The 23,414-nt window shown below is 45.6% G+C and carries 21 protein-coding genes; 1 reads left to right on the top strand and 20 read right to left on the bottom strand.

Going from position 1 to position 23,414, the window contains the following annotated elements:
- Positions 1-131 precede the first annotated feature (131 nt).
- From AC4E8D_RS14585 to AC4E8D_RS14555, 7 genes are all read right to left on the bottom strand, one after another.
- Positions 132-1,376 (bottom strand): MFS transporter, encoded by a 1,245-nt coding sequence (locus AC4E8D_RS14585; protein WP_490206401.1) that lies wholly within the window; start codon positions 1,374-1,376, stop codon positions 132-134.
- A gap of 80 nt (positions 1,377-1,456) precedes the next feature.
- Complete coding sequence (locus tag AC4E8D_RS14580; protein ID WP_221819468.1) at positions 1,457-2,488, bottom strand: zinc-dependent alcohol dehydrogenase; 1,032 nt, start codon at positions 2,486-2,488, stop codon at positions 1,457-1,459.
- A 42-nt stretch (positions 2,489-2,530) separates the two neighbouring features.
- Entirely contained in the window at positions 2,531-3,838 is a 1,308-nt protein-coding gene (locus tag AC4E8D_RS14575) for an aminotransferase class III-fold pyridoxal phosphate-dependent enzyme (protein ID WP_221819469.1), read from the bottom strand.
- 37 nt (positions 3,839-3,875) lie between these two features.
- On the bottom strand, positions 3,876-5,030 hold the full coding sequence (locus AC4E8D_RS14570; protein WP_221819470.1) for a glycosyltransferase family 2 protein: 1,155 nt from the start codon (positions 5,028-5,030) through the stop codon (positions 3,876-3,878).
- Positions 5,031-5,380: 350 nt separating this feature from the next.
- The gene (locus AC4E8D_RS14565; RefSeq protein ID WP_036608234.1) at positions 5,381-5,947 is read right to left on the bottom strand and encodes a TetR/AcrR family transcriptional regulator; all 567 of its coding nucleotides are present in this window, start codon (positions 5,945-5,947) and stop codon (positions 5,381-5,383) included.
- A 203-nt stretch (positions 5,948-6,150) separates the two neighbouring features.
- Positions 6,151-7,629 (bottom strand): Lsa family ABC-F type ribosomal protection protein, encoded by a 1,479-nt coding sequence (locus AC4E8D_RS14560; protein ID WP_221819471.1) that lies wholly within the window; start codon positions 7,627-7,629, stop codon positions 6,151-6,153.
- Positions 7,630-8,013: 384 nt separating this feature from the next.
- Positions 8,014-8,853, bottom strand: a complete 840-nt coding sequence (locus AC4E8D_RS14555; protein ID WP_221819472.1) for a MerR family transcriptional regulator — start codon at positions 8,851-8,853, stop codon at positions 8,014-8,016.
- Positions 8,854-8,991: 138 nt separating this feature from the next.
- On the opposite strand from AC4E8D_RS14555, the gene AC4E8D_RS14550 reads away from it, so the two are divergent.
- Positions 8,992-10,497: an MFS transporter gene (locus AC4E8D_RS14550; protein ID WP_221819473.1), complete on the top strand. Its 1,506-nt coding sequence runs from the start codon at positions 8,992-8,994 to the stop codon at positions 10,495-10,497.
- Positions 10,498-10,654: 157 nt separating this feature from the next.
- Here the strand turns inward: AC4E8D_RS14550 and AC4E8D_RS14545 are convergent, their stop codons facing one another.
- The 13 genes from AC4E8D_RS14545 to AC4E8D_RS14485 form a co-directional block, all read right to left on the bottom strand.
- Positions 10,655-11,038, bottom strand: a complete 384-nt coding sequence (locus AC4E8D_RS14545) for a hypothetical protein (protein WP_221819474.1) — start codon at positions 11,036-11,038, stop codon at positions 10,655-10,657.
- A 138-nt stretch (positions 11,039-11,176) separates the two neighbouring features.
- The gene (locus AC4E8D_RS14540) at positions 11,177-11,782 is read right to left on the bottom strand and encodes a pentapeptide repeat-containing protein (protein ID WP_036608249.1); all 606 of its coding nucleotides are present in this window, start codon (positions 11,780-11,782) and stop codon (positions 11,177-11,179) included.
- Positions 11,783-12,035: 253 nt separating this feature from the next.
- Positions 12,036-12,644: a GNAT family N-acetyltransferase gene (locus AC4E8D_RS14535; RefSeq protein ID WP_076327706.1), complete on the bottom strand. Its 609-nt coding sequence runs from the start codon at positions 12,642-12,644 to the stop codon at positions 12,036-12,038.
- A 32-nt stretch (positions 12,645-12,676) separates the two neighbouring features.
- Positions 12,677-13,039, bottom strand: coding sequence for an Asp23/Gls24 family envelope stress response protein (locus tag AC4E8D_RS14530; RefSeq protein WP_076211848.1), 363 nt, complete (start codon positions 13,037-13,039; stop codon positions 12,677-12,679).
- A 164-nt stretch (positions 13,040-13,203) separates the two neighbouring features.
- Positions 13,204-13,677 carry a hypothetical protein gene (locus AC4E8D_RS14525; RefSeq protein WP_490206400.1) on the bottom strand — a complete coding sequence of 158 codons (474 nt, stop codon included), beginning with the start codon at positions 13,675-13,677 and terminating at the stop codon, positions 13,204-13,206.
- Positions 13,674-15,722, bottom strand: coding sequence for an alpha/beta hydrolase family protein (locus tag AC4E8D_RS14520; protein ID WP_490206399.1), 2,049 nt, complete (start codon positions 15,720-15,722; stop codon positions 13,674-13,676). Before AC4E8D_RS14520 ends, AC4E8D_RS14525 begins: the two co-directional genes overlap by 4 nt.
- 21 nt (positions 15,723-15,743) lie before the next feature.
- On the bottom strand, positions 15,744-16,673 hold the full coding sequence (locus AC4E8D_RS14515; protein ID WP_339308289.1) for an ABC transporter permease: 930 nt from the start codon (positions 16,671-16,673) through the stop codon (positions 15,744-15,746).
- 16 nt (positions 16,674-16,689) lie between these two features.
- The gene (locus AC4E8D_RS14510; protein ID WP_017688654.1) at positions 16,690-17,607 is read right to left on the bottom strand and encodes an ABC transporter permease; all 918 of its coding nucleotides are present in this window, start codon (positions 17,605-17,607) and stop codon (positions 16,690-16,692) included.
- A gap of 101 nt (positions 17,608-17,708) precedes the next feature.
- The gene (locus AC4E8D_RS14505) at positions 17,709-19,274 is read right to left on the bottom strand and encodes an ABC transporter substrate-binding protein (RefSeq protein WP_221819478.1); all 1,566 of its coding nucleotides are present in this window, start codon (positions 19,272-19,274) and stop codon (positions 17,709-17,711) included.
- The gene (locus tag AC4E8D_RS14500) at positions 19,271-20,482 is read right to left on the bottom strand and encodes a M20 metallopeptidase family protein (RefSeq protein WP_339184831.1); all 1,212 of its coding nucleotides are present in this window, start codon (positions 20,480-20,482) and stop codon (positions 19,271-19,273) included. The genes AC4E8D_RS14505 and AC4E8D_RS14500 overlap by 4 nt, the downstream gene beginning before the upstream one ends.
- The gene (locus AC4E8D_RS14495; RefSeq protein WP_221819480.1) at positions 20,479-21,231 is read right to left on the bottom strand and encodes a FadR/GntR family transcriptional regulator; all 753 of its coding nucleotides are present in this window, start codon (positions 21,229-21,231) and stop codon (positions 20,479-20,481) included. Before AC4E8D_RS14495 ends, AC4E8D_RS14500 begins: the two co-directional genes overlap by 4 nt.
- Positions 21,232-21,444: 213 nt before the next feature.
- Positions 21,445-22,158 carry a glycosyltransferase family 2 protein gene (locus AC4E8D_RS14490; protein ID WP_221819481.1) on the bottom strand — a complete coding sequence of 238 codons (714 nt, stop codon included), beginning with the start codon at positions 22,156-22,158 and terminating at the stop codon, positions 21,445-21,447.
- Between the two features lie 152 nt (positions 22,159-22,310).
- The gene (locus AC4E8D_RS14485; protein ID WP_221819482.1) at positions 22,311-23,408 is read right to left on the bottom strand and encodes a Gfo/Idh/MocA family protein; all 1,098 of its coding nucleotides are present in this window, start codon (positions 23,406-23,408) and stop codon (positions 22,311-22,313) included.
- Positions 23,409-23,414: the final 6 nt, after the last annotated feature.

Below are 23,414 nucleotides of genomic sequence, written 5' to 3'. Positions count from 1 at the left end.
TCCTACGCTCCGCTACTCCATTTCTAGCTTCATCCCATCTTCTCGGTACTGAAAACCGCTCTTTTTGAACATGCATTTACTCATTTTTTTCTGTACTACATATTCGCTCCAGATACAGTAAACCCCTTTTTCTACATATTTTTGTAAGGTTCCAGCACTTGGGGGTGCTTTTGCGGATCTGGCAGGAAGAACATAATGACCATGAGTACAACGTATAGACCAAGAATGACACTGAACAACAGTGTTGGATTGTGATGGTAGAGCAAGCCCGTCAGGTAACCGGATGGAATGGCTGTAAGTGTCATGACGGTCTGCACGGCCGAGAACATATCGGCTTTCTCATGCGTACCCAATCGGTTCATCAACAAGGAATCCCGGTACGTCTGCAAAATGAAGTTACCCGCAGCAAGCACGATTAGCGTGAGAAACAACATCCCTATATTCCCCACAGGGATCAATAGAAACAGAATGGCTCCGGCCGTGCTAAGCACGATGGAAAAACCAACATACTTTTCTTCGGAACGCCGTTTCAGTCTCGGAATGATCACCAGATAGAGCAGCATGACGGTTACCGCAGTCACTACTGGGATAAACGAAATGACACGGTCATCAAACTTCAACTGTTCCTTGAAGAAAATGACCTGAAAGAAATTCAGCTGCAGAATCAGATTGGATAAAACCGTAATCAAAATGATCGGAAAAAGTCTCCGTTTGTAGAATGACTTGCCGAACAGGCGCAGACTTGAACCCAAACTCTGAAGGACGCGGGTTTTGCTATGCAACCCCATAAGCTCCTTGCCGACCTCGGTCTCATCCGTGTATCGGTTACGAATGAAGAACATGGCAGTCATCAGGATGCCCCCGACAAAGTAAATGCTGGCGAGTGTAGGCACAATACCATAATCAGCAATGACAACGCCGGCAATAGGTGTTAATACCCCGGCTCCTGTAATGATCATGTTGAGAATGGCAAATACCTTGGATCGTTTGTGTTCCTCCACATCCTCTATGATCAGACAGTTAAAGGCGACCGTTACAAACTTGGATGTTGCGTTTAGTAAATAAGCGATCAGGAACAGCCAGAAGTTCTGGGAGAAGGCCCAGATGAACATGGGAACACTCCAGGCAAGCAGATCAAAGATCAGCGTTGTTCGTTTCCGGCCCAGCTTATTCGTAATGGAACCCGCAAACAATTGAAAGATAAAGGCAAAATAAAGATTCACCGAATTGATTAAACCGATTTCAATATCCGAAAGTCCGGCTTCCTTCATATATAAAGGAGCGTAGAAGAGAACGATCGTGCCCGGAATGGCCCATACCGGTTCGAGTAAAATGGAGTAGCGTGGATTCTTCGGCAAATCTTGAAGCAATTTCAATCGATATCCCTTCCTTCTGCGGTTTTCACCGCTGCGAATTCCAACTTCTCGCAGCGGCAAACCCGCTAATGTCTACATGCTTATAGGATAAGAGCTGTTTTGACCGAATTCATCGGCAATTTCTCTCCAGTATGCATGTCATAACCAATCGTTCCATTAAAGGCCTGTTCATAGTCACTCAGCAGTTCCTTGGCTGTCACCATCTGTTCCAGTTCCGGGATACTTTGGGCAAATTTCAGTGCCGTACTGATCATCGAGTGATTAGCCACCGCGCCAATGATACTAATACCATCATTAATCACGGCTGTTGATTTGAATGTCACCTCATAGCTGTCGTCATATCCCATAGGAATAATTTTGCCGCCTTTGGCAATCAGCTCAAATCCTACATGAAGCTGGTTACCAACCGCGTCCACTACAATATCAAACTTTTTGTTATTATTGATCTCGTATACTTTATCCAGTGTCAGATCCTGAGGATAGAACACATGATCCGCGATCCCTGAAGCGAACTCTTTGCGGTATGGATCAACTTCCGTGCCTACGGTAAGCCTTGCCAATCGTTTGCTAACAAGCTGACACAGGGAACCGATTGCTCCAGAACCGAGGACCAGTACAGAGTCACTTGGCTTAGTCCCTGCTTTCATGAACGTCTGAAGTACACATCCCAGTGGTTCGATCATCATGGCCGTTTCCCAACTCATGGAATCCGGGATAGCATAGATATACTTTTCGTCCCCAACAAAATATTCAGCAAAGGTTCCGTGTGTCGTCATCCCTACTTGATAGTCATCAAAATTCTCGCAGTAGATAAACAGACCTTCGCGGCAATAAGAGCAGGTACCGCAAGATTGCGTGGGATCAACCAATACCCGATCACCGATCTTGAAACCACGAACTTCATCACCCACCTCAACTACGGTGCCCACACCTTCATGACCAATGATCGTTCCTTTATTCGCAGGCACTTTGCCTTTGACAATATTCAGATCTGTCCCGCAGATGCCGGAACCATAGATTTTAATTTTTACCTGATTAGGTTTTTGAATGGATGGCTCATCAATATCCTGGTATGCCACCTGTTTGAGATCCTGATATACGAGTGCTTTCATTGAATAATTCCTCCTAGTCGATTGTCGATTATGATCTATGGATTAAGCTTCAAACGTTTTCGAAAGTTGCATGGAATGAAGATGTTCCTGCTTCTGAATCTCTTTCCAGTCTGACAGGATCTGCAACAGAGCTTCCTCAACCCACAACAACTCTTCACGTGTATGAGCATCGGAGAAAATAAAGTAGCCTTTGGTGAAAATGCCGAAGTGAGCCATTCTCTTCACCATGAACTCGCGGAAAGGATCTGTTTGGAAGTTATCTTCAGCCAAGGATTGAATGCAGAAGCTTGCATATGTCCCTCTCACTTCCAATTGATCCGTCAATCCGAGTAACACAAGTTCAGATTCCAGACGATCCATGATCCGGGTTGTCGGATCTCGCCAAGTCGGCCATACTTTCGCATTCTTCATTAGTCGTTCACAGGCAATGGCTGCTGCGAGCGCTGTCGTTTCGCTGGAATGGGCATTGCTGAATCTGACCTGTCCTGACAAGGACATCAGATGCTGAGGTCCCATAACCGCTGCGAGAGGTAAACCGTTTGCCATACCTTTTGAGATGCAAAGCAGATCAGGCCAGATATCATATTCTCCTGCTGTAGCCTGTTTGCCCATCCGAATACCGGAAGTTACCTCATCGAATATGATAATGATGTCCAGGGACCGGCACAGGGTTACCACTTCCCCCAGCGCTTCCTTTTTCCACTCATTGGGACATAGAACTATACATGCGATATCCTCGGGAGATGAGGTAATCTGGGCCTCAATTCGCTCTGCTGTCGGCTTGTTCACCCAGATCGTTGAACGCTCGATATCTACCGGGATGCCACGTTCTTTCGTCTGGCCGCCATAATAACCATAGGCGGACCAATCGTGCCACCCGTGATAAGCTGTCGCAATAACCTTGCTTTTTCCACTTGCAGCGCGGGCTAGACGTACAGCCCCACTCACTGCATCGGCACCACTTTTGGTGAAGCGCAGTGACGGATAGCGCCCCTCGAACCGCTCCAGAATCAACTCTGCACATTCAAGTTCGATGTCGGCCGGAATCGAAAAGCTTGTCCCTTTTTTCAGCTGGTGAATGACAGTGAGTTGGACTTCATGTCTAGCATGACCCCATGGTGCCGTACCCATGGCCATCTCACAATCCAACCATTCATTGCCGTCAATATCTGTGAATCGGGAATTGTAAGCCTCTGCACAACACACGGGTGTATGTCCCGGGAATAAACGTTCAGGTGCTTTGGCTAAAGTGCTGCATCCGCTCGGAATTACCTTTTCGACTTGTTCCAACCACTCCAGATTACGGGTAAATCGTACGGCACGATCCAGCGTGCTCTCTTTTTCTTTCACCTTAAGTACCTCCCTGTTTACTTTCGTTGTGAGTGAATTACCGAACTTTCGTTCCAGGCCAGCATCCATCATATATGCGATCCATTGTAATTACATTGCCGTACAGGTCTATGATCAGATCCTTGGCTCGATGAGCGTGTCTCATCTCAATCCAGTAGCGGTTCTCCAGCAAGCGGGCGAAGTTATCCACCAAGAACAGTAACCGGTTCTCACTATGAATCAGTTCCTTGCCCAATACCTGCGGCAGCCAGATGGCTCCGTTGGAATTGAAGCGGTTCGAATAGTCACGTACTTCGGCTACATTGGCAAATTCAGCTTCATGTAGCTTGGTCCAGAACGTATCGGCATCACTACGCACTTCTGCAAGATCAATGCCGACAATCGGCAGATGCTGATATTCCCCTTGGCTTTCAAGCTGTTCTTTCAGATGACTGAATACGAAAGGCCACACATCAGCCTCGATTTGACCGCCCCACTTTTTCCAGAAGCGTGCCAGATTGTTCTTGCGGTTGAAGTTGCGGTGAATTCCGCTGCTACGTTCCCAGTGGTATGCTTGAATATTCGGGTTAATGACCGTATCGTATCCCGCAGCCCGTGCTCGCATCTGATAATCAAAATCCTCGTATCCGTTAAAGAACTTCTCATCGAGGTTACCGATGGTCTCGTAAACCTCCCGCTTCATGCCGAACATGGCGAACACCACCAGTTGAACAGAGAAGGTTTCTTTCGGGATATCATCAGGGGATGCATTCAGGAACAGGTGTCGGCCGATGGTGTCTGCAAAAGCAATACCGCAGTGCTGCACGCCTCCTGTTTGCGGATACAACAGAACGCCTCCAATCATGCCAATCGTAATATCGCTGTCCAGTGTCTCTTTCATCATCGGTTGCCAGTTCGGTTGAAGAATGGTGTCGGAATCCAGGAAGAAAATGTACTCTCCCTTGGCAAGACTGAGTGCGCTATTAATCGACACGGCGCAACCGAGTGGAAAATCATGCTGAAGAATCTCGATGGTCACACCTTCTCTTACTTCTTGCTTCAGTTTATCCAGATGTTGAAAAACGGCTGAACCGGAACCATCGTTGATGAAAATAATCTGAGTGGATGGACTTACCGTCCGGAGCAACGAATCAGTGAACAGGTTCAGAATGTTATAGTCCTGGTTGACTGGTACAATAATGGTGTAAAGCATGGAATCCCTCCTGATTGGGTTGATGGAATGAGTACTTGAGCTGATTTTGAACTGCACAATTGCTGGTCTTTCTGTCCGGCCTCCTCGCTTGAATATTTTGTCTTTATTTGGTAATGATTTGAATCTACTAGAAATTTATATCATTTTTTGTAAACTGGAAATCTTAAATTCTGAACTCTGTTAATATTTGAATATGTGAGAAAAGCAAATTTTTTATGATTTCGCCATGCACCGCGCTACTTTGAACGCAAAAAAACACCCTCAAAGAGTTCGCGTATCTAACGATACAGTCGACTTTTTGGGGGTGTTCGCTTGGTGGAAATCTATTGATTTTCGTTGTTAACCTTGAACTATCGCTGCTTAAATCCATGATAAAACGTGTCTACTACAAGCGCAGGGGCTGCTTTTCTCGCGATATGACCACTTACGACCTGCTGCCACGTCAGGAACATGATGGAATACAGAACATCCACAATCCAGGTTTTATCGAGATCGGAGCGGAAATAACCTTTCTGTTGCAACAAACCAACCGCATGCAATACAGGTTCTCTCAGTTTCAGATCTGCTCCCTCAATCTCGGGATTATAGTTAATGGTGGTGTCATGAGCCAGAAAATAAATTTTGTCGCCTAATGGAATAAGCGCTTCAATCAGCTCGGGTATGTACTTTTCACAGTGCTCCTCATCCAGCTGGATTTCTTTCATGGTCTCACTGACCACTTCGATTGCGCGTAATCCCAGATAAACCATGAGCTGTTCGCGGCTTTCCACATATCGATGTAAAGTCGCAATCCCGATTTTTGCAGACTCTGCAATTTCATTCATGGAAGCATTCGGCTTTTCAATCAGCAACTTGGTCGCCTCGTCCAGAATGGAATGTAGCCTTGTTTGTTTGATTGTTGTCATTTCTTTTTTCATAGGTATTACACCTCTTGGCGAATTAGTCTACAATTGATCTGATCATCCATCATATGATTGGATGAGATTATAAAATTATAGCATACATTCTCGGGATATCGCATTTTGAACGTAACAAACCACCTTTTATATTCGTGCTGTAAAACTTAAAAGCCGCCATTCGGCGGCTCTTAGCATGATTATCTTTTATCTCCGTCCGTTGCTTATAGTTCGATGATTCTTGTTGCAATATTTGCGCAAAATTCACTGTCATGCTCTACAAAAAGCAGGGTTGGGGAGTATTCCAGCAGCAATTCTTCGATCTGCATACGTGAAATGACATCCACAAAATTGAGTGGTTCATCCCAAATGTGCAGATGAGCTCTCTCACTAAGGCTTTTAGCAATGAGCACTTTCTTTTTTTGGCCTGCGCTAAATGTTGAAATATCTTTCTCCAATTGCAGTCTGGAAAAATCCAACTTTCGAAGTATCGATTTAAACAGGCTTTCATCAATCCCCTGTGTGGCCGCATACTCAGATAAATGCCCTCCAAGATCAGATGTGTCCTGCGACACATACGAGATTTTAAGCTGATGATCCTTACGGAAAAGACCTGTATAAGGGATATCTTCGCCACAGATCAGTTTAAGAATGCTTGATTTGCCAGATCCATTTTTACCGTACAGGGCAATACGATCCCCTTGTTCAACCGTGATACTGACATCCTTACACACAGTATTTGAGCCATATGAGATCGACACATGTTCCAATTCGACAAGTTCCTGCTTGTGAAAATCCAGCTGATGAATCTGTAAACGTTCTGCACTCTCGATATTTTTGAGAAGTTTGGATTTCTCTTGAATCGCAGATTGCTGCCTTTGTTCGATATTTTTGGAACGTTTCATCATTTTGGCAGCCTTGTGCCCAATATATCCTTTATCCACCTTGGAGCCGGAATTTCTCGTACCGTTTTTGGTTTTTTCAACTTCATGCGACCATCCACCGGTCCGTTTGGCTGAATCGGATAAACGCTTGATATCCTTTATTAATTTCTCATTACTCGCAAGTTCAAACTGATCTTGCCTTCTTTTATTTTCCCACCAAGCGGAGAAATTGCCTTTCTGAATCTCGATGTTACTTTTATTGATGGAAAGGATATGGTCCACGCTGTGATCCAGAAAGGATCGATCATGAGACACCAAAATAAATCCACTCTTGCTGCGGAGATAATCACCTACAATTTGTCTCGCATGAAGATCAAGATGATTGGTAGGTTCATCAATGAGCAGAAACCGATTATCCTTCAGGAACAAAGCAGCCAGCATCACCTTTGTTTGTTCTCCGTTGGATAACGTATCAAAAGGTCGATACAACACATCTTCTGACACTTTTAACAGGTTAAACTCGCGCACAACTTGCCAGTGCAGATATTCAGGATGAATCTCACCGATGACATCAACGGTCATGGCTCCCTTATCTTCTACCTGGAAAGGAAAGTATTCAAAGCTAACATTCGCCGAGATATGTCCGCTGTATTCATATTTGCCAAGCAACAGATTAAGGAATGTCGTTTTGCCTCTGCCGTTCCTTCCGGTAAAACCCAATTTCCAATCGGAGTCCAACTGAAAACTAACATTTTCAAATATATTATCGTAACTGCCTTCATAGGCAAAGGTCAGGTTGGTAACGTTGATTAAAGACATGCATATCATCCTTTTTATGTGAAATATAAAAGTAAACTGATGGGATTTCACCATGGAACATGGCATGGATTCCCTCACTTTAATATTTGAACATAATCAGAATTTAGATTCGCTTATACAATAAAAGAAACCTGGCGATAAACCACTCAGCGCCAAGTAGATCTATGCATAGGAGGATAAAGTGTCAGATTCTGATTAGTCATATTGTGAACCATGCCACTGTTCATGTTCGTTGACAGGTCCACATAAACATCCACAACCTCTAATTCTGTCATCACTCCATACCCCCTTTGAAAACTCACAATTTATTACAGAAAACTTAACATGGAATACGCCATGGGTCAAGGCAGTACAGCCTCGATCTCATCTCCCATCCCCGTACCGTTAAACCATTGTGTTTTCTGGCTTACACACCTCTACGTAAATTTTGATGATGTACTCATCGGGATTACTTTCTGCGAAATAAGTGAGCAGGTCCAGTGCATACACATGTCCACAGACTCGCAGTCCCTCTTTTTCTATCTCCTCTTTCATGAGGGAATACGTCTCTGGCATGCTTTCGTATGAACCTCGATGATTCATGACGGCATACATCCCTTTTGGCTTAATCCATATCGTTTCCCCTGAAATGGGAGCTTTTATTTTGTTGCCAAAGTAATCCGGATAGTATTCTCCTGCCTCATAGTGCTTCTGAGTTAAGATCGTCCATACCGGAAACTCATAGTCGATCATCTGTTCATCACAATGGGTCCTGTATTCAATGAACTTACGGAAGAATTCCTTATCCCCATCCCCTTGCTCCAATCGAACAGTAATAAAATACTCCAGCTCACATTGTTCGATATGCAGCCCTTCAGGAGAAGCATCCGTGGCTTGTTTCGTCATTTCAATGGCACCACTTAGCAGCTTTTGCATACGTTTGATTCGTTGTTGCTCCAACTCAAGTGCTTTTAATTTCTGTTCAAACAGCTCAATTAACAATGGTGTATTCTGATTTTGAATGAACGACTTAATCTCTTGGAGTGAGCTTCCTGCCTTCTTCAGCACATGTATGACATCCAGCACATACGTTTGTTGCATACCATAATAGCGGTAGCCCTTGGCATTGGTATATTCAGGCTTTAACAGCCCAATCTCGTCATAATGAAACAAGGTATGTTTGGTCACTCCGCAGATCTTGGCAAATTCACTGGTGGTAAAATGTTGTGCGTGATGTCCAGCCATCTATGGCCCTCCATGTACATATGTAGTCTAAGTTTTATCAATATACATGCATTATAGTCTGTAAAGAAAAATTTGACTATAGGGTTACCCGATAGTTTAGTCTTAAATTGTAAGTTATTCATATCGCCGGAGGGAAACATGTCAAAATTCAAACGTTGGATGATTCTAGTTATTGTCTCAAGTGCACTATTACTCATTGTGATGGATATGACCATCCTGTACACCGCTTTACCCAGCTTGACCCATGATCTCGGTGCATCAGCTTCGGAGAAATTATGGATTCTGAACGGTTACTCCCTTGTCATGGCGGGTCTGCTTCCTGCAATGGGAACACTCGGAGACCGTCTTGGTCATAAAAAAATATTTACCCTGGGCTTGCTCGTCTTTTCTGCTGCTTCTCTTGCCGCTGCCTTTTCTCCAGTACCGGCTATGCTGGTCATGAGCAGAATTCTTCTTGCCGTAGGTGCATCCATGATGATGCCAGCGACATTGTCGATTATCAGAGTTACGTTTACGAATGAGCGAGAACTCGCACTGGCAATCGGCATCTGGGGTTCCATTGCATCAGGCGGTGCTGGACTAGGACCGATTGTTGGTGGACTGCTTCTTCAACATTTCTGGTGGGGTTCTGTGTTTCTGATTAACCTGCCCATAGCCATTATCGCGTTTGTATTCGCCTTGAAAATGATCCCTAAACATCAAGGGGATACCTCGAAAAAGTGGGACTTCACCAGTTCTATTCAGATCATGATTGCCATGGTCGGAATTATCTATTCCATTAAGGAATTCACAAGACGCGAAGGATCTCTCACACTCGCTATCATTGCTGCTGTGATCGGTGTTCTGGCCCTGATCATTTTTATTCGCCGTCAGAATAACAGTCCCAATCCGCTACTGGATCTATCCTTATTCAAAATCCCAAGATTCAGCACCGGCTTTATTACCGCACTGGTTGGCTTGTTTGCACAAATGGGTGTGCAATATATGGTCACTCAGCGGCTTCAACTGGTGGAAGGCATGTCACCTCTTCAGGCTGGACTATTCACCGTATCTATACCTATTGCAGCACTCATCGCCGGACCTGTTACGGGGGCCATTATGCACCGTGTGGATGTTGTATATATCAAAAGCTTCACTCTTTTCATCGCTGCCCTTGGCATGGGGACGTATCTGATGTATTTCAATGCTGGGTTCACCGGGCAAATTCTCGGTTTGGCACTACTTGGTGCAGGTCTTGGATCAGGGATGACCGCTGCATCACATTCCATTATGAGTTATGCCCCACCACACAAAGCGGGTATGGCCGCTTCCATTGAGGAAGTAGGTTATGAGCTGGGCGGGGCATCCGGTATTGCAATCATCGGCAGCATGTCGACCCTTTTCTACACACTCGCTATGAAGATCCCTGTGGGAATTAGTGTGCCAGCCAATGCGAAAGACAGTCTGGATGAAGCACTTATCGCTGCCGAAAGCTTGCCTGCTGCGTCTGCTGAATCGCTCAAAAATGCCGCCTTTGCTGCATTTGACCAATCCTTCTTTGTTGTCATTGCAGGTGTGACCGTATTTCTGTTCATTGCTGCTCTGATCATGAGCTGGGTTGCTGTGCGGTTGAAACGAGCCCACAAGCACAGCGTTAAAACGTAATGAAATTCATTTCATGAAACAATGCGAGGTATATACGAAATATGTCAAAAGAAGAGGATTAACTCAATTAAATTAACGTCAAAAACCACTACCTGATTTGTTTCAGGTAATGGTTTTTGATATGCCTGATAACCGAAGCTTACCACCCTGCGGCACCTCACGGAAGGTAGGCATCCTGTACCTCAACTTTTCGTTCATTCCCCATCGCAATGTATCTTACGTTAATGACATTTCCTTTCTGAAAGTGGGGAATATGTGTGATTGGAATATAAGTCTCTACAATTGTTGGGAAGGTGCGGCCGTCAACTTGGGTTACAGTCAAATCCAATCGCACGCCAGGCCTTCCATCCATACTGGATGAAGTCTGTACAATATCATGAATTATTGCTTCTGCTAGAATTCCGTCCATCAGAATGCTCTTGCGAAGGTGATGTTGCTCTTTATTGTTACGTAGCAGTCTAAATGCCATAATCGTAGTGATCGTGCCGGTTATAAGCCCAATGACAATAATAGCAACAATAAAAATTAATGTGACTGTCATGATAACCTCCTTTTAGTTGAAACTTATGTTAACTACTTCTTGTTTAGATCTCTTATTCCTGCCAATTTGCTTGAATTGGGAAAGCTTTAACGTCAAAAAAGCCGCCTCAAGGGCGGCTTGCTACTGTATATGTTCAACTTAATCTACTTTCGCACCATACGAGCGTACAAACAGAACAGCTTGTTCGCGATCCAAACGTACGCCTTTGATATCCAGCGATTTCAGATCGATTCCTTCCAGGTTAGCCCCTCTAAGATCGGCCCCTTGCAGCTTGGCTCTGCTTAATACAACTCTGGTAAGATCACAGTCTCTCAAATCCGCTTTGGTGAAATCCGTGTCTGTAAAGTCAGCCTCAAAGAAACGAATTCCTCGCAGATCCTGTTTCCCCAAACGTGTATGTCTCAGATTGGTATAGGACCAATCGCCGTGACTTAGGGTGATGCCATCCATTTGCGCACCTGAAAAGTCTGAGCCTGTCATCTTGCAGGAGCTGAATTTGGAAGCAAAGAGATTCGCACCACCGAAGGTGCAATTTTCAAAAGCTGATTCCGTATGAATCGAACCATTCATGGAAGCCCCTTTGAAGTCACACTCGATAAAACGACAGTTACTCGTTTCAATTTCTTCCATAGAAGCGTTCATAAATGTACACTGCTTGAAAACACAGCTTATGAGTTCTCCATAGCGCAGGTCACGTCCCTCAAAATGTACTGCTTCATATTCCTGATCCTTATATTGATACACTGGTTACACCCCACATTGTATATTTCTCCGTCTTCTTCATTAAAAGAACTTTTTATACTATACCACACTCCTGTCAAGTACCTGCTTAATCACACACAAAAGTCAAGTTACTTTTTTTATGAGAAACATCTGAAAACTAAAAAAAAGGGACATATAAAGCGCCCCTCCGGCTCACACTTTTAACTGTTCCAATGTGGGCTTATATATGTGAAACTCTCCAGTTAGCTGCTTTTTCTATTCGTATCTGAAAACATTACACCAGTTTTTTGGACATTCTGTACAGGGATAACGAAGGTTTATTGATTTCCCCTACTCTCTGGTATCCCAAACGCTCGTAGAGTTTAATAGCTAGTAGATTTTCCTTTTTAACGGTAAGTGAAGATTTGGACAGACCTTGTGTTATAGCTTGCTCCTCAGCAAAATGAATGAGCTGTGTCCCTACACCAAGCCCTCTGCTTTCAGGCAACGTAGCCAAAGTTCCGATGTGGTACTCGTCGTTCTCCGCTTCTTTTAATGTTACCATGGAGTAGAACTCTTTCCAGTGTTGGAGATTATACTTGATCAGGCTCCATTTACGAAGTTCAAACAGTTTGGAGAACGTTGGTAAAGCAAGTTTGTTCATGATAGTGGTCGGATAACATACGATCATGCCCAGCGTTTGGTTACCCATTTTAGCTTCATAAGCATATTGGTGACTGAATCGGTTCTGATTCGAACGCCATAACTTGTTAAATGTTTTCTCTATAATGCCTTTATCCTTGGTACCTGCAAGCGAATAGGCCATATATTCAAGTGCCATCTGATTTAGCTGCCCGCCGACTAATGATTGTGGACTGGCTTTTGTTATGGAAATCTTATTCATCGCTGTCACTCCTCTAGGTAGCTGAAATTGAATTAAAGCTGGGCAGCAGGTTGGTTGAATGATAACCCCTCAACGATCACATTCACCGTATCAATGGTTAATCCGGTCAGCTGTTCCACATGCAATCTCACATTGTTTTGCAATTCCCTGCAGACTTCATGCACTTTCGTTCCATAACACACGACAACCTTTACGTTTATCTCCAGTCTTGATTCTACCTTGCGGATAGCTATGCCATTTTGCAGACTTTTCCCGCTCCACTTTTTGGTGATGCCTTCTACAAGTCCTGTCGACATGGAGGAAATCTCACTGGTAGTATTTGCAATCTTGCCGACAATTTTGGAGATCACATCATCCGATATTTGAATTTTTCCCAAAACATTTTGAATGGACATCCTAGGTCCCCCTCTTTGCGCCCGTATTTTTGATAGATAATATTATCATTTAATACAAATATAAATCATACGAAGTCCGATTTCAACTTTTGAATTCAGTCATCCACATTTCTACCTGTACATAGCAAAAAAACCGCGATCATCGCGGCTTCTTCTGGTCCATATTAAGGGAATTTTAATTGAATACGGACAGGAATGCAGGGAGATAACTCCCTATCTGTTCTGCCCTCTTCTGCTTGCTCTGTTTCTGCTTGCACGAGCCATTGCCTGCCAATTAACGATTGTAGCAATTCAATCTCCTCTGCGGTCAGTTGAATATGCTTCAGTGACAGTTCATCTTGTACGTAATCCCGATCCACCTCACGGTCAAACCGGAAATCGAGCAATCGCTTCAACCCGTTAATATGCAAAAACTTGAACTCATAATCTTGACGTATCGCCTTTTCCCAATCGTCTCCGATATCAGCTGCTGTCTGTAGTCTTTCATCAAAATCCATCGTGGATTCCTTAACCAGAGGCAACAACCGGGAATAGTCTCGACGTTGCAAACATTCAATAATCACTTCTTTTGATTCCCCGCTTGTCAGAACATTTTCTACAAGGAGGCCTACAGGAATGGACAGCTGAGTCTGACTCATTGCTCGCCCTCCTCATTCCCGAGGTACTGATTGAACCAGGCATTCACCTGTTCGAAGCTATCAATCCGAAGTGAAGGTTTACCGCTTTTCAGCAAACTGTGGTTGGAACCCGGGTAACGAATCAGTTTGGTCTTTTTGCCGTATCGTTTTAGCGTAGTATATAATTCCTCCGCTTGCGCAATCGGTGTCCGATAGTCCTGCTCTCCGTGCATGATCAGAAGTGGCGTCTCAATGTGATGTGCATGGGCAAGAGGTGAACGGGACCACAGGAATTCAGCGTTTTCCGCCGGATTACCACCAATGACTCCCTCGACATAGGAAATTCCGATATCACTCGTTCCATACATGGACAACCAGTTGGAGATGCAACGCTGGGTTACAGCCGCCTTGAAACGGTGGGTATGCGCTACAATCCAGTTGGTCATCACTCCGCCATAACTGCCACCCGCTACACCCAGACGGGATGCATCAAGGAAATCATGTGTAGCCAGGGCATAATCAACAGCTTCCATCAGATCCCGGTAATCCCCTCCGGCAAAGTCACCACGGCAAGCTCTGGCAAACTCCTGACCGTATCCCATACTTCCGCGAGGATTGATCCACAGCACAGCGTACCCTTGCGCAACGAGTGTCTGCATTTCATGACTGTATGTACCCGTATACATCGCGTGCGGTCCACCATGAATCTGCAAAATCAATGGCAATTTCCCATTGGAGTCACGTATTGCCGGTGTGGCTAACCAACCTTGAAGCGGCCATCCATCAGAGGACTTAAACTCTACACGGACTGGCACATTTACAGCCAATTCAGCCATGAATTCATCATTTCGCCGGGTGAGTCTGAACATTTCACCACTGTCGATATCCACGCGATATAACTCTCCAGGGTGTTCAGCAGTCAACGCAGCGATTACCAGCGATGAACCATCTGGTGTTAAGGTATACTGATACACATCCTTCTCACCATCGCCCGTAACGGATTTACACTCTCCATTATCTTGAATGCGATACACGTCCACATCCCCGTTATGCGTTCCGAGTACATATACACCACGTTCTGGATGATGGGCATCCGAGATTGGAGAAGGAGACGCACCTGCTGACTTCATATCACCAAGCGCCGCGTTACCCAGCTGCATATCACCAAGCGCCGCGTTACCCAGCTGCATATCTACTTGAGGTGCGATTGGCCTGGGTATACCTCGATGAACGGGGACAGCGTATAAGCTGTTGTGGCTCCCACTTCCATACTCACGATCACTGGCGATCAGGATCAGCTGCTGCCCGTCGGGCGAATAGGAGAACTGGCTTATCGCCAGACTGGAATCCGTCACTTTGAAGAGATCACGCTCTCCCAATCGAACGCTGTATATATCCGTAAAGTACAGTAGATCTGCATCAAGTTCCTCATCCTCTACTTGCTTCGAAATGAAAGAAAGCTGCTTGCTATCTGGCGACCATGCTGGAGCACTGATATTCCATAGCCCGGAAGTCACCTGCGTGATCTCCCCGCTTTTACTCTCATATACAAACAACTGGCTGTATAGACCATCCCACCAGCCAGCACCTTCCGCCTTCGGCGTTGTACGCTCAAAGACTTTACCTCGCAGTGCAGGTGCAGGCTCCTGTTGGACGTCAGCTTTCTTCTGTTGGTCCTCCGGTTGTACTTTGCTGGTAAACGCAATGTACTGCCCGTTCGGAGACCAGATATAACTCAATATTTTACGTGCGGGAGATATCAGCATGACTGGCTCTTTTTGATCTGAATGGAGCGTCCATAGTCCTTTGCCCCCATCCACTGAGCGAATGAATGTGAGTTGTGTGCCATCCGGCGACCAAGCAGGTGAGGAATCCTTTGTTCCATCCGAAAGTGCAATATCTTTATCACCATCGAGCGAAATTCCTCGAATTTGTGTGTTATATTCGTTTTTATCCTGATCTATGGTCTGTTCCACATAAGCTACTTGTCCGTTAGGACTGATCACCGGCTGACTGATCCAACGGTAGTGACTCAGATCCTCCGGCATAATTGGTCTTTGATTCATATTGATAGCTCCCTTCTCCGTTTATTTATGGGTTGTCTCCGTACGTGGATCAAGCACATCACGCAGCCAATCTCCAAGGAAAATAACACCGAGTACGGTAAATGTAATGGCTAGCCCCGGGAATGTAGCAACCCACCAGCTTGTAGCAACATATTGTCTGCCATCACTGAGCATCCCTCCCCAGGACACATCGGGTGGTTTGATACCCAGACCCAGAAAACTGAGTGAAGCTTCCATAATAATCGTTGTGCCGACATTCATACCACAGATGACGATAAAGGATGAAAGGATATTCGGCAGAATGTGTTTGAGAATCAATCTTCCATTTTTCGCGCCAATTGATCTGGCCGCATGAACAAAATCCCGCTCCTTGATACTGAGAACCTCACTTCTTACCACACGGGTGAATGGAACCCAATTCGTTACACCGATGACAAAGATCAGCGTTGTAATACCCGGACCAACAATCGCCATCACAACAAGCATGAACAGAATGGTTGGAATGGCCATGAATGCATCACCTACACGCATGATGACAGCATCCAGCCATTTCCCATAGAATCCGGATACCAGCCCCAGAATCGCGCCAATGATTCCTGATACAATCACGGCACCCATCCCCACGATTAAGGAAACTCGAGCACCATATACAATTCGACTCCACATGTCTCTGCCGAGATTATCGGTACCCAGCCAGTATTCGGCCGTTCCGCCCTCAAGCCATGCTGGTGGTTTAAGTCGGCCCAGCGGATTCACCGCTGCCGGATCATGACTCGTCAATAGAGGTGCACCTATGGCAATTAACACAACCAACAATACAAGCACAGCACCAAACATTCCGGTCTTGCTGATGATCAGTTGTTGCCAGATATAACGAAATCCCGTTGGTGCACGCCCATTGTCTTGTTCCTCTTCTGTACCCGGAATTGGCATTTCATTGCTGCCTGTCATATGATTGCACCTCCTTCTAGTCGTATTTGATGCGCGGATCAAGTAGCCTGTAAGCTACATCCGTCAAGATGTTGATTACCACAACGATAAAGGCAATGACAAACACCGCTGCCTGTACAATCGCCATATCATGGGTGTTGACTGCAACGACCAGCAATTGCCCCAGTCCAGGCCAGGAGAATACCGTTTCCGTAATCAAAGTCCCCCCGATCAGACTTGTAAACTGCAAACTCATAATTGTCACGACTGGAATCAGTCCATTCCGAAATGCATGTTTCACAATGACAACCATTCGGCCAAGCCCCTTGCTGCGGGCTGTTCGGATATAGTCCTGATTCAGAATCTCCAGCATGCTGGAGCGAATCAGCCGGGTCATCTGCGCAGCCAGTCCAACGCCAAGTGTAAATGCCGGCAAGATCAGATGTGACAATCCTCCGCGGCCGGATACTGGCAATACACCCAGCATGACGGAGAACAAGAGGATAAGCATAATCCCCATCCAGAAGTTTGGCATCGCCTTACCAATAACGGATATTCCTGAAATAATAAGATCGGTAAATGTATTGCGTTTCACAGCTGAAATGACACCAAGTGGAACAGCCATTAGCACGGCAAAAAACATAGCCGCTACCGCCAGTTCAAAGCTGGCAGGCAACCTCTCCAGCACAAGCTCCAATGCAGGCTGATTGTAGCGAAAAGATTGACCAAAGTCTCCCTGTATTGCACTGCCCAGAAACTTCACGTATTGCGTATATAAAGGCTGGTCCAAACCAAGTGCCTGTGTCAAAACAGCACGATCTTCAGCGGTAGCCGTTTCAGGCAACATTAGCGCAACCGGATCACCGGTGACTCGAACCAAAATGAACACAATTAATGAAACAATGAACAGTACCGGAATGATCTGCAGTAATGACTTAAGTACGTATTTGCCCATTCCTTGTTCACCTCCCTTATTAAAAAGAACGGCAGGAACATGGTTATCCAGTCCCTGCCGTTCACGGCCTATCTTTTCAATGACCGGTGTTATACCCGATGTTACTGTGCAACAGGTGTAATCTCGTCAGCATAGAACATCTCGTCACTGCGCGGCGCGAAGTTCACTTTATCATTTGTTCCGTATACACCTTCCATTTGGTACAGATATACGGCTGGACGCTCTTCAGAGAAAATCTGTTGTACTTGCTGATACTCTTTCTCACGAGACGCAGGGTCCATGTTCACCAATGCAGATTGAAGCAGTTTCTCTACTTCAGGATTGTTGTAATCCGACTCACCTTTCGCTTCTTCCAACATATAACGATTGTAGTTATTCGAAGCATCGAACAAGGAGTTACCAATACCAATCATGAAGATTTCTTTGAATGATTTGGAGCTGTAACGTTCACTGAATGCACTTGCTTCCAGGACATCCAGGTTGATTTTGAATCCGGCTTGTTCCAGCATCGCTGCGACAACTTCAGCCTGTTCTTTGTACTGTGCGGAAACGGAGATGGTCATCTCAGCTTCACCTTCCGCATAGCCAGCTTCTTGCAGGAGTTGTTTGGCTTTTTCCTGGTCATAGAGTGACGTTTTGTACAATGAAGGATCAGCACCGAAGTTGCCTGGTGTTACGGATGTGCGGGTTACGATACCTGCTCCGCCGGCAATGCTATCCACAATGCCTTGTTTGTCGATAGCCAGGTCAATGGCTTCACGTACTTTTGGATCAGCTGTGATACTGCCTTCTGTCTGACGGAAGATCAACTGAAGCACACGTTGGATTGGCGCTTTGACAATCTTCTTATCTGCTTCGCCTTCGATCCGTGCAATGTCAGTGGATGGAATGGAAGACGCAACATCTACACCACCAGCAAGCAATTCGGATACACGAGTGGACGCTTCAGGAATAACGCGGAATACCACTTCATTCCATTTTGGTTCACCGTCGAAGTAGTTCTCGTTTTTCACAAGTTCCACACGATCATCTTTGGTCCATTTACTGAACTTGTAAGGGCCTGTGCCTACCGGTTGTTTCAGGAAAGCATCGAATCCTTTATCTGCAATATATTTTGCTGGCAGAATGCCTGCTCCCATTTTGGACAGACGATTCAGGAGCAACGGATCTGGACCATCCGTGATGATGTCTACGGTATAGTCATCCACCACTTTAACTTCTACGATATTTTTGAAATAACTGTTTTGTTTCAGTGTCTCGTCCTTGGCTACGCGCTCCAGCGTGTATTTTACATCTGCTGAAGTGAATGGATCGCCATTGTGGAAGGTAACACCTTCACGCAGCTTAAATCTCCACGTTGTATCATCAACCTGATCCCATGATGTCGCAAGTCCCGCAACTTTTTTCTGTTCACTGTCATTTTTGATCAGATAATCAAAAACGTTGACCAGAACCGCCTCACTGGAAGTGTTGTTGTTATTGTGCGGATCGAAACTCTCAATATCGGTTGCCGCAGCAACGGTCAGTGTTGTACTTGCGCTTCCACTGCCCGTTCCTTCTGTTGCGGAACCATCATTTGTGCTTGTCGATTTTCCTCCGCAAGCGCTGAGTACCATTACGACTGCCAGTAACGTGATCCACAAGCCTGTCCATTGTCTTTTTTTCATTGTGATTGCTCCCCCTCAGAAGATGTATTCCGTGCCAAAAATTCAAGTGCTACTGCAGACAACATGCCAACACCATAAGGCATCGCTGTCTCATCAAGATCAAACATGGGATGGTGGAGTGGATAGCGAGTACGTTCCTCATCATTCCCAGATCCTAGTCTGAAAAACACACCCGGAACCTGTTCACAATAAAAAGCGAAATCCTCGCCCCCTGTGGAGGGTTTGATATAAGTCCATCCCTTCTCCGCATTAACCTGATCACAAGTCTCTGTTAGCAGGTCAACCATGCCGAGATCATTCACAACAACAGGGTAACCATCGCCGTAAATTACCTCGCATCCTGCGCCGAAAGAATCGCAGACCCCTTTAACAACTTGCTCGATCAAAGCTGGCATCCGCTCACGAATGGCAGGTGAGAGTGTACGAACCGTACCGATCATCTCCACTTCGGGGGCGATGGCTGTTCCCATATAACCTCCCGTGATTTTGCCAATCGTGACTACTGCCGGTTCAAGTGGATCAACCATCCGACTGACGATATTTTGCAATGCGGTGATGACCTGAGCGGATACCGCGATCGCATCAATACCCTCATGCGGACGAGCTGCATGCCCACCCTTGCCAAACACCTTGATAATCAAGGGATCAGCTGACGCAAACGCAACGCCTTGACTTACACCCAAGGTTCCCGTGTTCTGTCCAGGTGTCATGTGTAATCCTGCGATGGCATCAACCTTCGGATTCTCCAGAACACCGTCCTCGATCATGGCTCTTGCACCTGCAAGTCCCTCTTCGGCTGGCTGGAAAATAAATTTGATGTTGCCTGATTTCGGTCTTCCAAGACCAGTAAGCAGTTGGGCGGCTCCCATCAGGATGGAGGTGTGAGCGTCATGTCCACACAGATGCGCTTTGCCTTCCACTTGCGAGCGGTATTCCACCGCTTTCTGATCCTGGATTGGCAGAGCATCCATGTCTGCGCGCAAGGCAAAGGTTGGTCCATCGGTCTCTCCGCGAAGCAGGCCTGTAACCCCGGTTTTTCCGACATTGCGTGTAACTTCGAGTCCCAGGCTTTCCAGATGCTCGGCTACGATAGCGGATGTGCGATGTTCCTCATAACCGATCTCCGGATGCTGATGTAAATCTCTGCGCCAAGCGCTTAACTGGGCTTGCAGTGGCTGAGCCAGCTGTATTAGTTCTGAACGATTCATTTGCTGTCATTCCCTTCATTTTCTTCCGATTCAGAAACCAAACGGGCATAGATCGCGTCAGCCGAGAATTCGATATGCCTTTTCATCGTCTCCTTGGACTTGATGCTATCATGGGCTTTCAATGCTTCAAGAATCTCCATATGTACACCGTGGTTGACGGAACGTATCCGGTCATCATAAGGCATCAAGTCGAGCGCCGGATTAATTTTGGTCCGGATCTGTCTGACGGCTCTCTCACAGTATGGATTCCCCGAAGCCTTGGCGATGGTCAGATGAAATTTCACATCCAGCGCCCTGAACCATTCCCTTGTGCAGTCTGGCTCTATACTTTGTTCCATGTAATTCTCAAGCAGCTCCAGTTCGCCTGCGGTGATCCGCTCAGCAGCGAGAAAAGCTCCCTCTGGCTCGATGATGGTTCGAAATTCAAACACCTTCAGCATCTGTGACCAATCCCGTTTAATTTCTTCTCTCGTGCGCTTATGCGAATTGGCTGTCAGAGGCAGTACAAATGTTCCGCCTTTGGCACCCACCCTTTTCTCAATCAAGCCTTTCTCTTCCAGTGAAGAGAGTGCCTCACGAACGGTAATGCGGCTTACGTTAAAAATCTCTGCCAGATCTCGCTCGGCTGGAAGCTGTTCTTCACTCATTAATTCTTTCAGAATAATGGCTTCTTCCAGTTGTTCCCTAATGAATTCACTAACCTTTTTGGTAGATACTTTCTCAAAACGAAATGAAAACGTACTGGACATCTAAACACTCCGATCTGTATATGGTCTAGACCTTATACCATTAATATAATTCCGACTAAACTTATATGCAATACTTTTTTTCAAGTAAATTCATATTTTTTTCTCACCACCACCAAATTGAAGCATTTTGGCACAAAAAAGACGCATCTACACGCAGCAGATGCATCTTCGCTTTCGTTATTTGACGACACACATGGGCACTACGATTACAGACTATAACTTTTTATTAGCATAGGGTCTGAAATCCTCTGTAACCGCAAGTTTTTTGCTTCCCTCCAGGTAAAAGCTGTCATCCGCTCTCCAGGTATGACTTTTTTTGTTCTGTCTGCGGTGATAGACATAATTGTAAGGAGAGGTCGCGTACGCTTTGAATCCTCTTTTCCTGCATTGTCTCAGGAAGGTCACATCTTCCCCTATTGAACGGTCCGTGAAGCGGACTTTTTTCAAGATCTCTCTTTTGAATAAAATAGTGCCCCCTTGAACAAATTCAACCGGTTTATTTTTTTCAGCTGGAGATCTGACCAACAGTGTCTTGGACGCACCCAAGTAGACCAGGCACGAATGTTTGCCAACAATATCACTTTTGGTCCGTCTCAGTTCTCTCACCTGTTCTGTTAAATAATACGGCGAGTAGTAGTCATCATCATCAAATTTGGCAATCAACGAAAAACGAGCCCTCGTCATGCCGGCGTTCAGGCTTTGTCCTAGCGAAATGCTCTCAGGAACTTGATATACATGAACATTCGCATATTTTCGAACCCGGTTTTGGTATAATGCCAGATTCATACTGTCATGATTCAGGACAATGATCAATTCTTTGCTTTTATAAAGCTGCCGACTGTAATTTTGCAGGATGTTATCAAAAAATTGCGGCCGATTGGTACATACAACAATGGAAACACCATGACCCGTTTTGTGTTTAGTCAAGACATACCCTCTTTTCAGCTCATTTTTCTCTCATCATATGTGCCGAAATAGAGTCTGGTATGGACCAATAGCTAGTAACCAAAACACCAAAAACCCTCTGTCCCCAAATAACAGGACAAAGGGTTCTGTAATCTAATTGTTTTATGTCTGTTCTATGCTTCGCTACCGTTATTCAAGTATACAGCCTTGCCTGTGCGAGCAGATTCATAGAGAGCTTCCAGGATCTGAGATACAACCAGCGCTTGTTTCGGTGTAACGACTGGCTCCTGGTCCTTCTCAATCGCTTCAATCCACTTTCTCATCTCAACATCCGGTGCGCTCTCACTCTTACCATCGTAGAAAGCTACCCCGCCTGCACTCAGTTCAATCTCATTGGTGTATAGACGGCTGAATTTCTCACCATTGATGCGCAGCCCGTTCTTCATATCCGCACCCGCTTCGCTACCGCTCAAGCTACATTTTGCCTCATCCACATCCAGTGAGTTCAGTGCCCAACTGGATTCCAGCATGATCGTTGCTCCATTTTCCATCACAATCATACCAAAGGCTGAGTCTTCTACGGAAAATTGTTTTGGGTCCCACGGGCCCCAGGCATTGGCCGCATTTTCACGTTGTGAAAGCTCATGATAGGTCGTACCAAGCACAACTTTTGGTTGATAGTTATCCATCATCCAGAGCGTCAGATCAAGTGCGTGCGTACCAATATCAATCAGCGGACCGCCACCTTGCTTCTCTTCATCCAGGAAAACACCCCATGTTGGTACTGCTCTACGTCTAATTGCATGTGCTTTGGCAAAATAAATATTACCCAGGTCACCTGCTTCGCACACCTTCTTCAAATACTGACTGTCTTCTCTGAAACGGTTGTTGTATCCGATGGTCAGTTTCTTGCCGGTACGTTCTGCCGCTTCGAGCATGAGTTGTGCTTCAGCAGATGTCTTCGCCATCGGCTTTTCACACATGACATGTTTCCCCGCCTCCAGAGCAGCAATAGAAATCTCGGCATGAGAAATATTCGGCGTAAGCACATGCACAATATCCAAAGACTCATCCTTAAGCAATTCCTGATAATCCGTGTAGACTTCAGCATCAGTAGAGCCATATTTCTGTTTGGCATCATCTGCACGTTCCTGAACGATATCGCAGAAAGCCACCAGTTCAACATTATCCAGTTTACTCAGACTCGGCAGATGTTTGCCATTCGCGATTCCACCACAGCCAATAATTCCGATACGATATACTTTACTCATATATAT

It is taken from the genome of Paenibacillus sp. SRL342, from assembly GCF_984798905.1.
The sequence above is the reverse complement of the archived record's forward strand: the minus strand, read 5'-3'. Positions and strand labels throughout refer to the sequence as shown.

Bases quoted from the DNA above. Each gene is read 5' to 3' on its own strand.
- AC4E8D_RS14580 (WP_221819468.1), bottom strand. From the start codon at position 2,488: ATGAAAGCACTCGTATATCAGGATCTCAAACAGGTGGCATACCAGGAT.
- AC4E8D_RS14570 (WP_221819470.1), bottom strand. From the start codon at position 5,030: ATGCTTTACACCATTATTGTACCAGTCAACCAGGACTATAACATTCTG.
- AC4E8D_RS14565 (WP_036608234.1), bottom strand. From the start codon at position 5,947: ATGAAAAAAGAAATGACAACAATCAAACAAACAAGGCTACATTCCATT.
- AC4E8D_RS14560 (WP_221819471.1), bottom strand. From the start codon at position 7,629: ATGTCTTTAATCAACGTTACCAACCTGACCTTTGCCTATGAAGGCAGT.
- AC4E8D_RS14555 (WP_221819472.1), bottom strand. From the start codon at position 8,853: ATGGCTGGACATCACGCACAACATTTTACCACCAGTGAATTTGCCAAG.
- AC4E8D_RS14550 (WP_221819473.1), top strand. From the start codon at position 8,992: ATGTCAAAATTCAAACGTTGGATGATTCTAGTTATTGTCTCAAGTGCA.
- AC4E8D_RS14545 (WP_221819474.1), bottom strand. From the start codon at position 11,038: ATGACAGTCACATTAATTTTTATTGTTGCTATTATTGTCATTGGGCTT.
- AC4E8D_RS14535 (WP_076327706.1), bottom strand. From the start codon at position 12,644: ATGAATAAGATTTCCATAACAAAAGCCAGTCCACAATCATTAGTCGGC.
- AC4E8D_RS14530 (WP_076211848.1), bottom strand. From the start codon at position 13,039: ATGTCCATTCAAAATGTTTTGGGAAAAATTCAAATATCGGATGATGTG.
- AC4E8D_RS14525 (WP_490206400.1), bottom strand. From the start codon at position 13,677: ATGAGTCAGACTCAGCTGTCCATTCCTGTAGGCCTCCTTGTAGAAAAT.
- AC4E8D_RS14520 (WP_490206399.1), bottom strand. From the start codon at position 15,722: ATGAATCAAAGACCAATTATGCCGGAGGATCTGAGTCACTACCGTTGG.
- AC4E8D_RS14515 (WP_339308289.1), bottom strand. From the start codon at position 16,673: ATGACAGGCAGCAATGAAATGCCAATTCCGGGTACAGAAGAGGAACAA.
- AC4E8D_RS14510 (WP_017688654.1), bottom strand. From the start codon at position 17,607: ATGGGCAAATACGTACTTAAGTCATTACTGCAGATCATTCCGGTACTG.
- AC4E8D_RS14505 (WP_221819478.1), bottom strand. From the start codon at position 19,274: ATGAAAAAAAGACAATGGACAGGCTTGTGGATCACGTTACTGGCAGTC.
- AC4E8D_RS14500 (WP_339184831.1), bottom strand. From the start codon at position 20,482: ATGAATCGTTCAGAACTAATACAGCTGGCTCAGCCACTGCAAGCCCAG.
- AC4E8D_RS14495 (WP_221819480.1), bottom strand. From the start codon at position 21,231: ATGTCCAGTACGTTTTCATTTCGTTTTGAGAAAGTATCTACCAAAAAG.
- AC4E8D_RS14485 (WP_221819482.1), bottom strand. From the start codon at position 23,408: ATGAGTAAAGTATATCGTATCGGAATTATTGGCTGTGGTGGAATCGCG.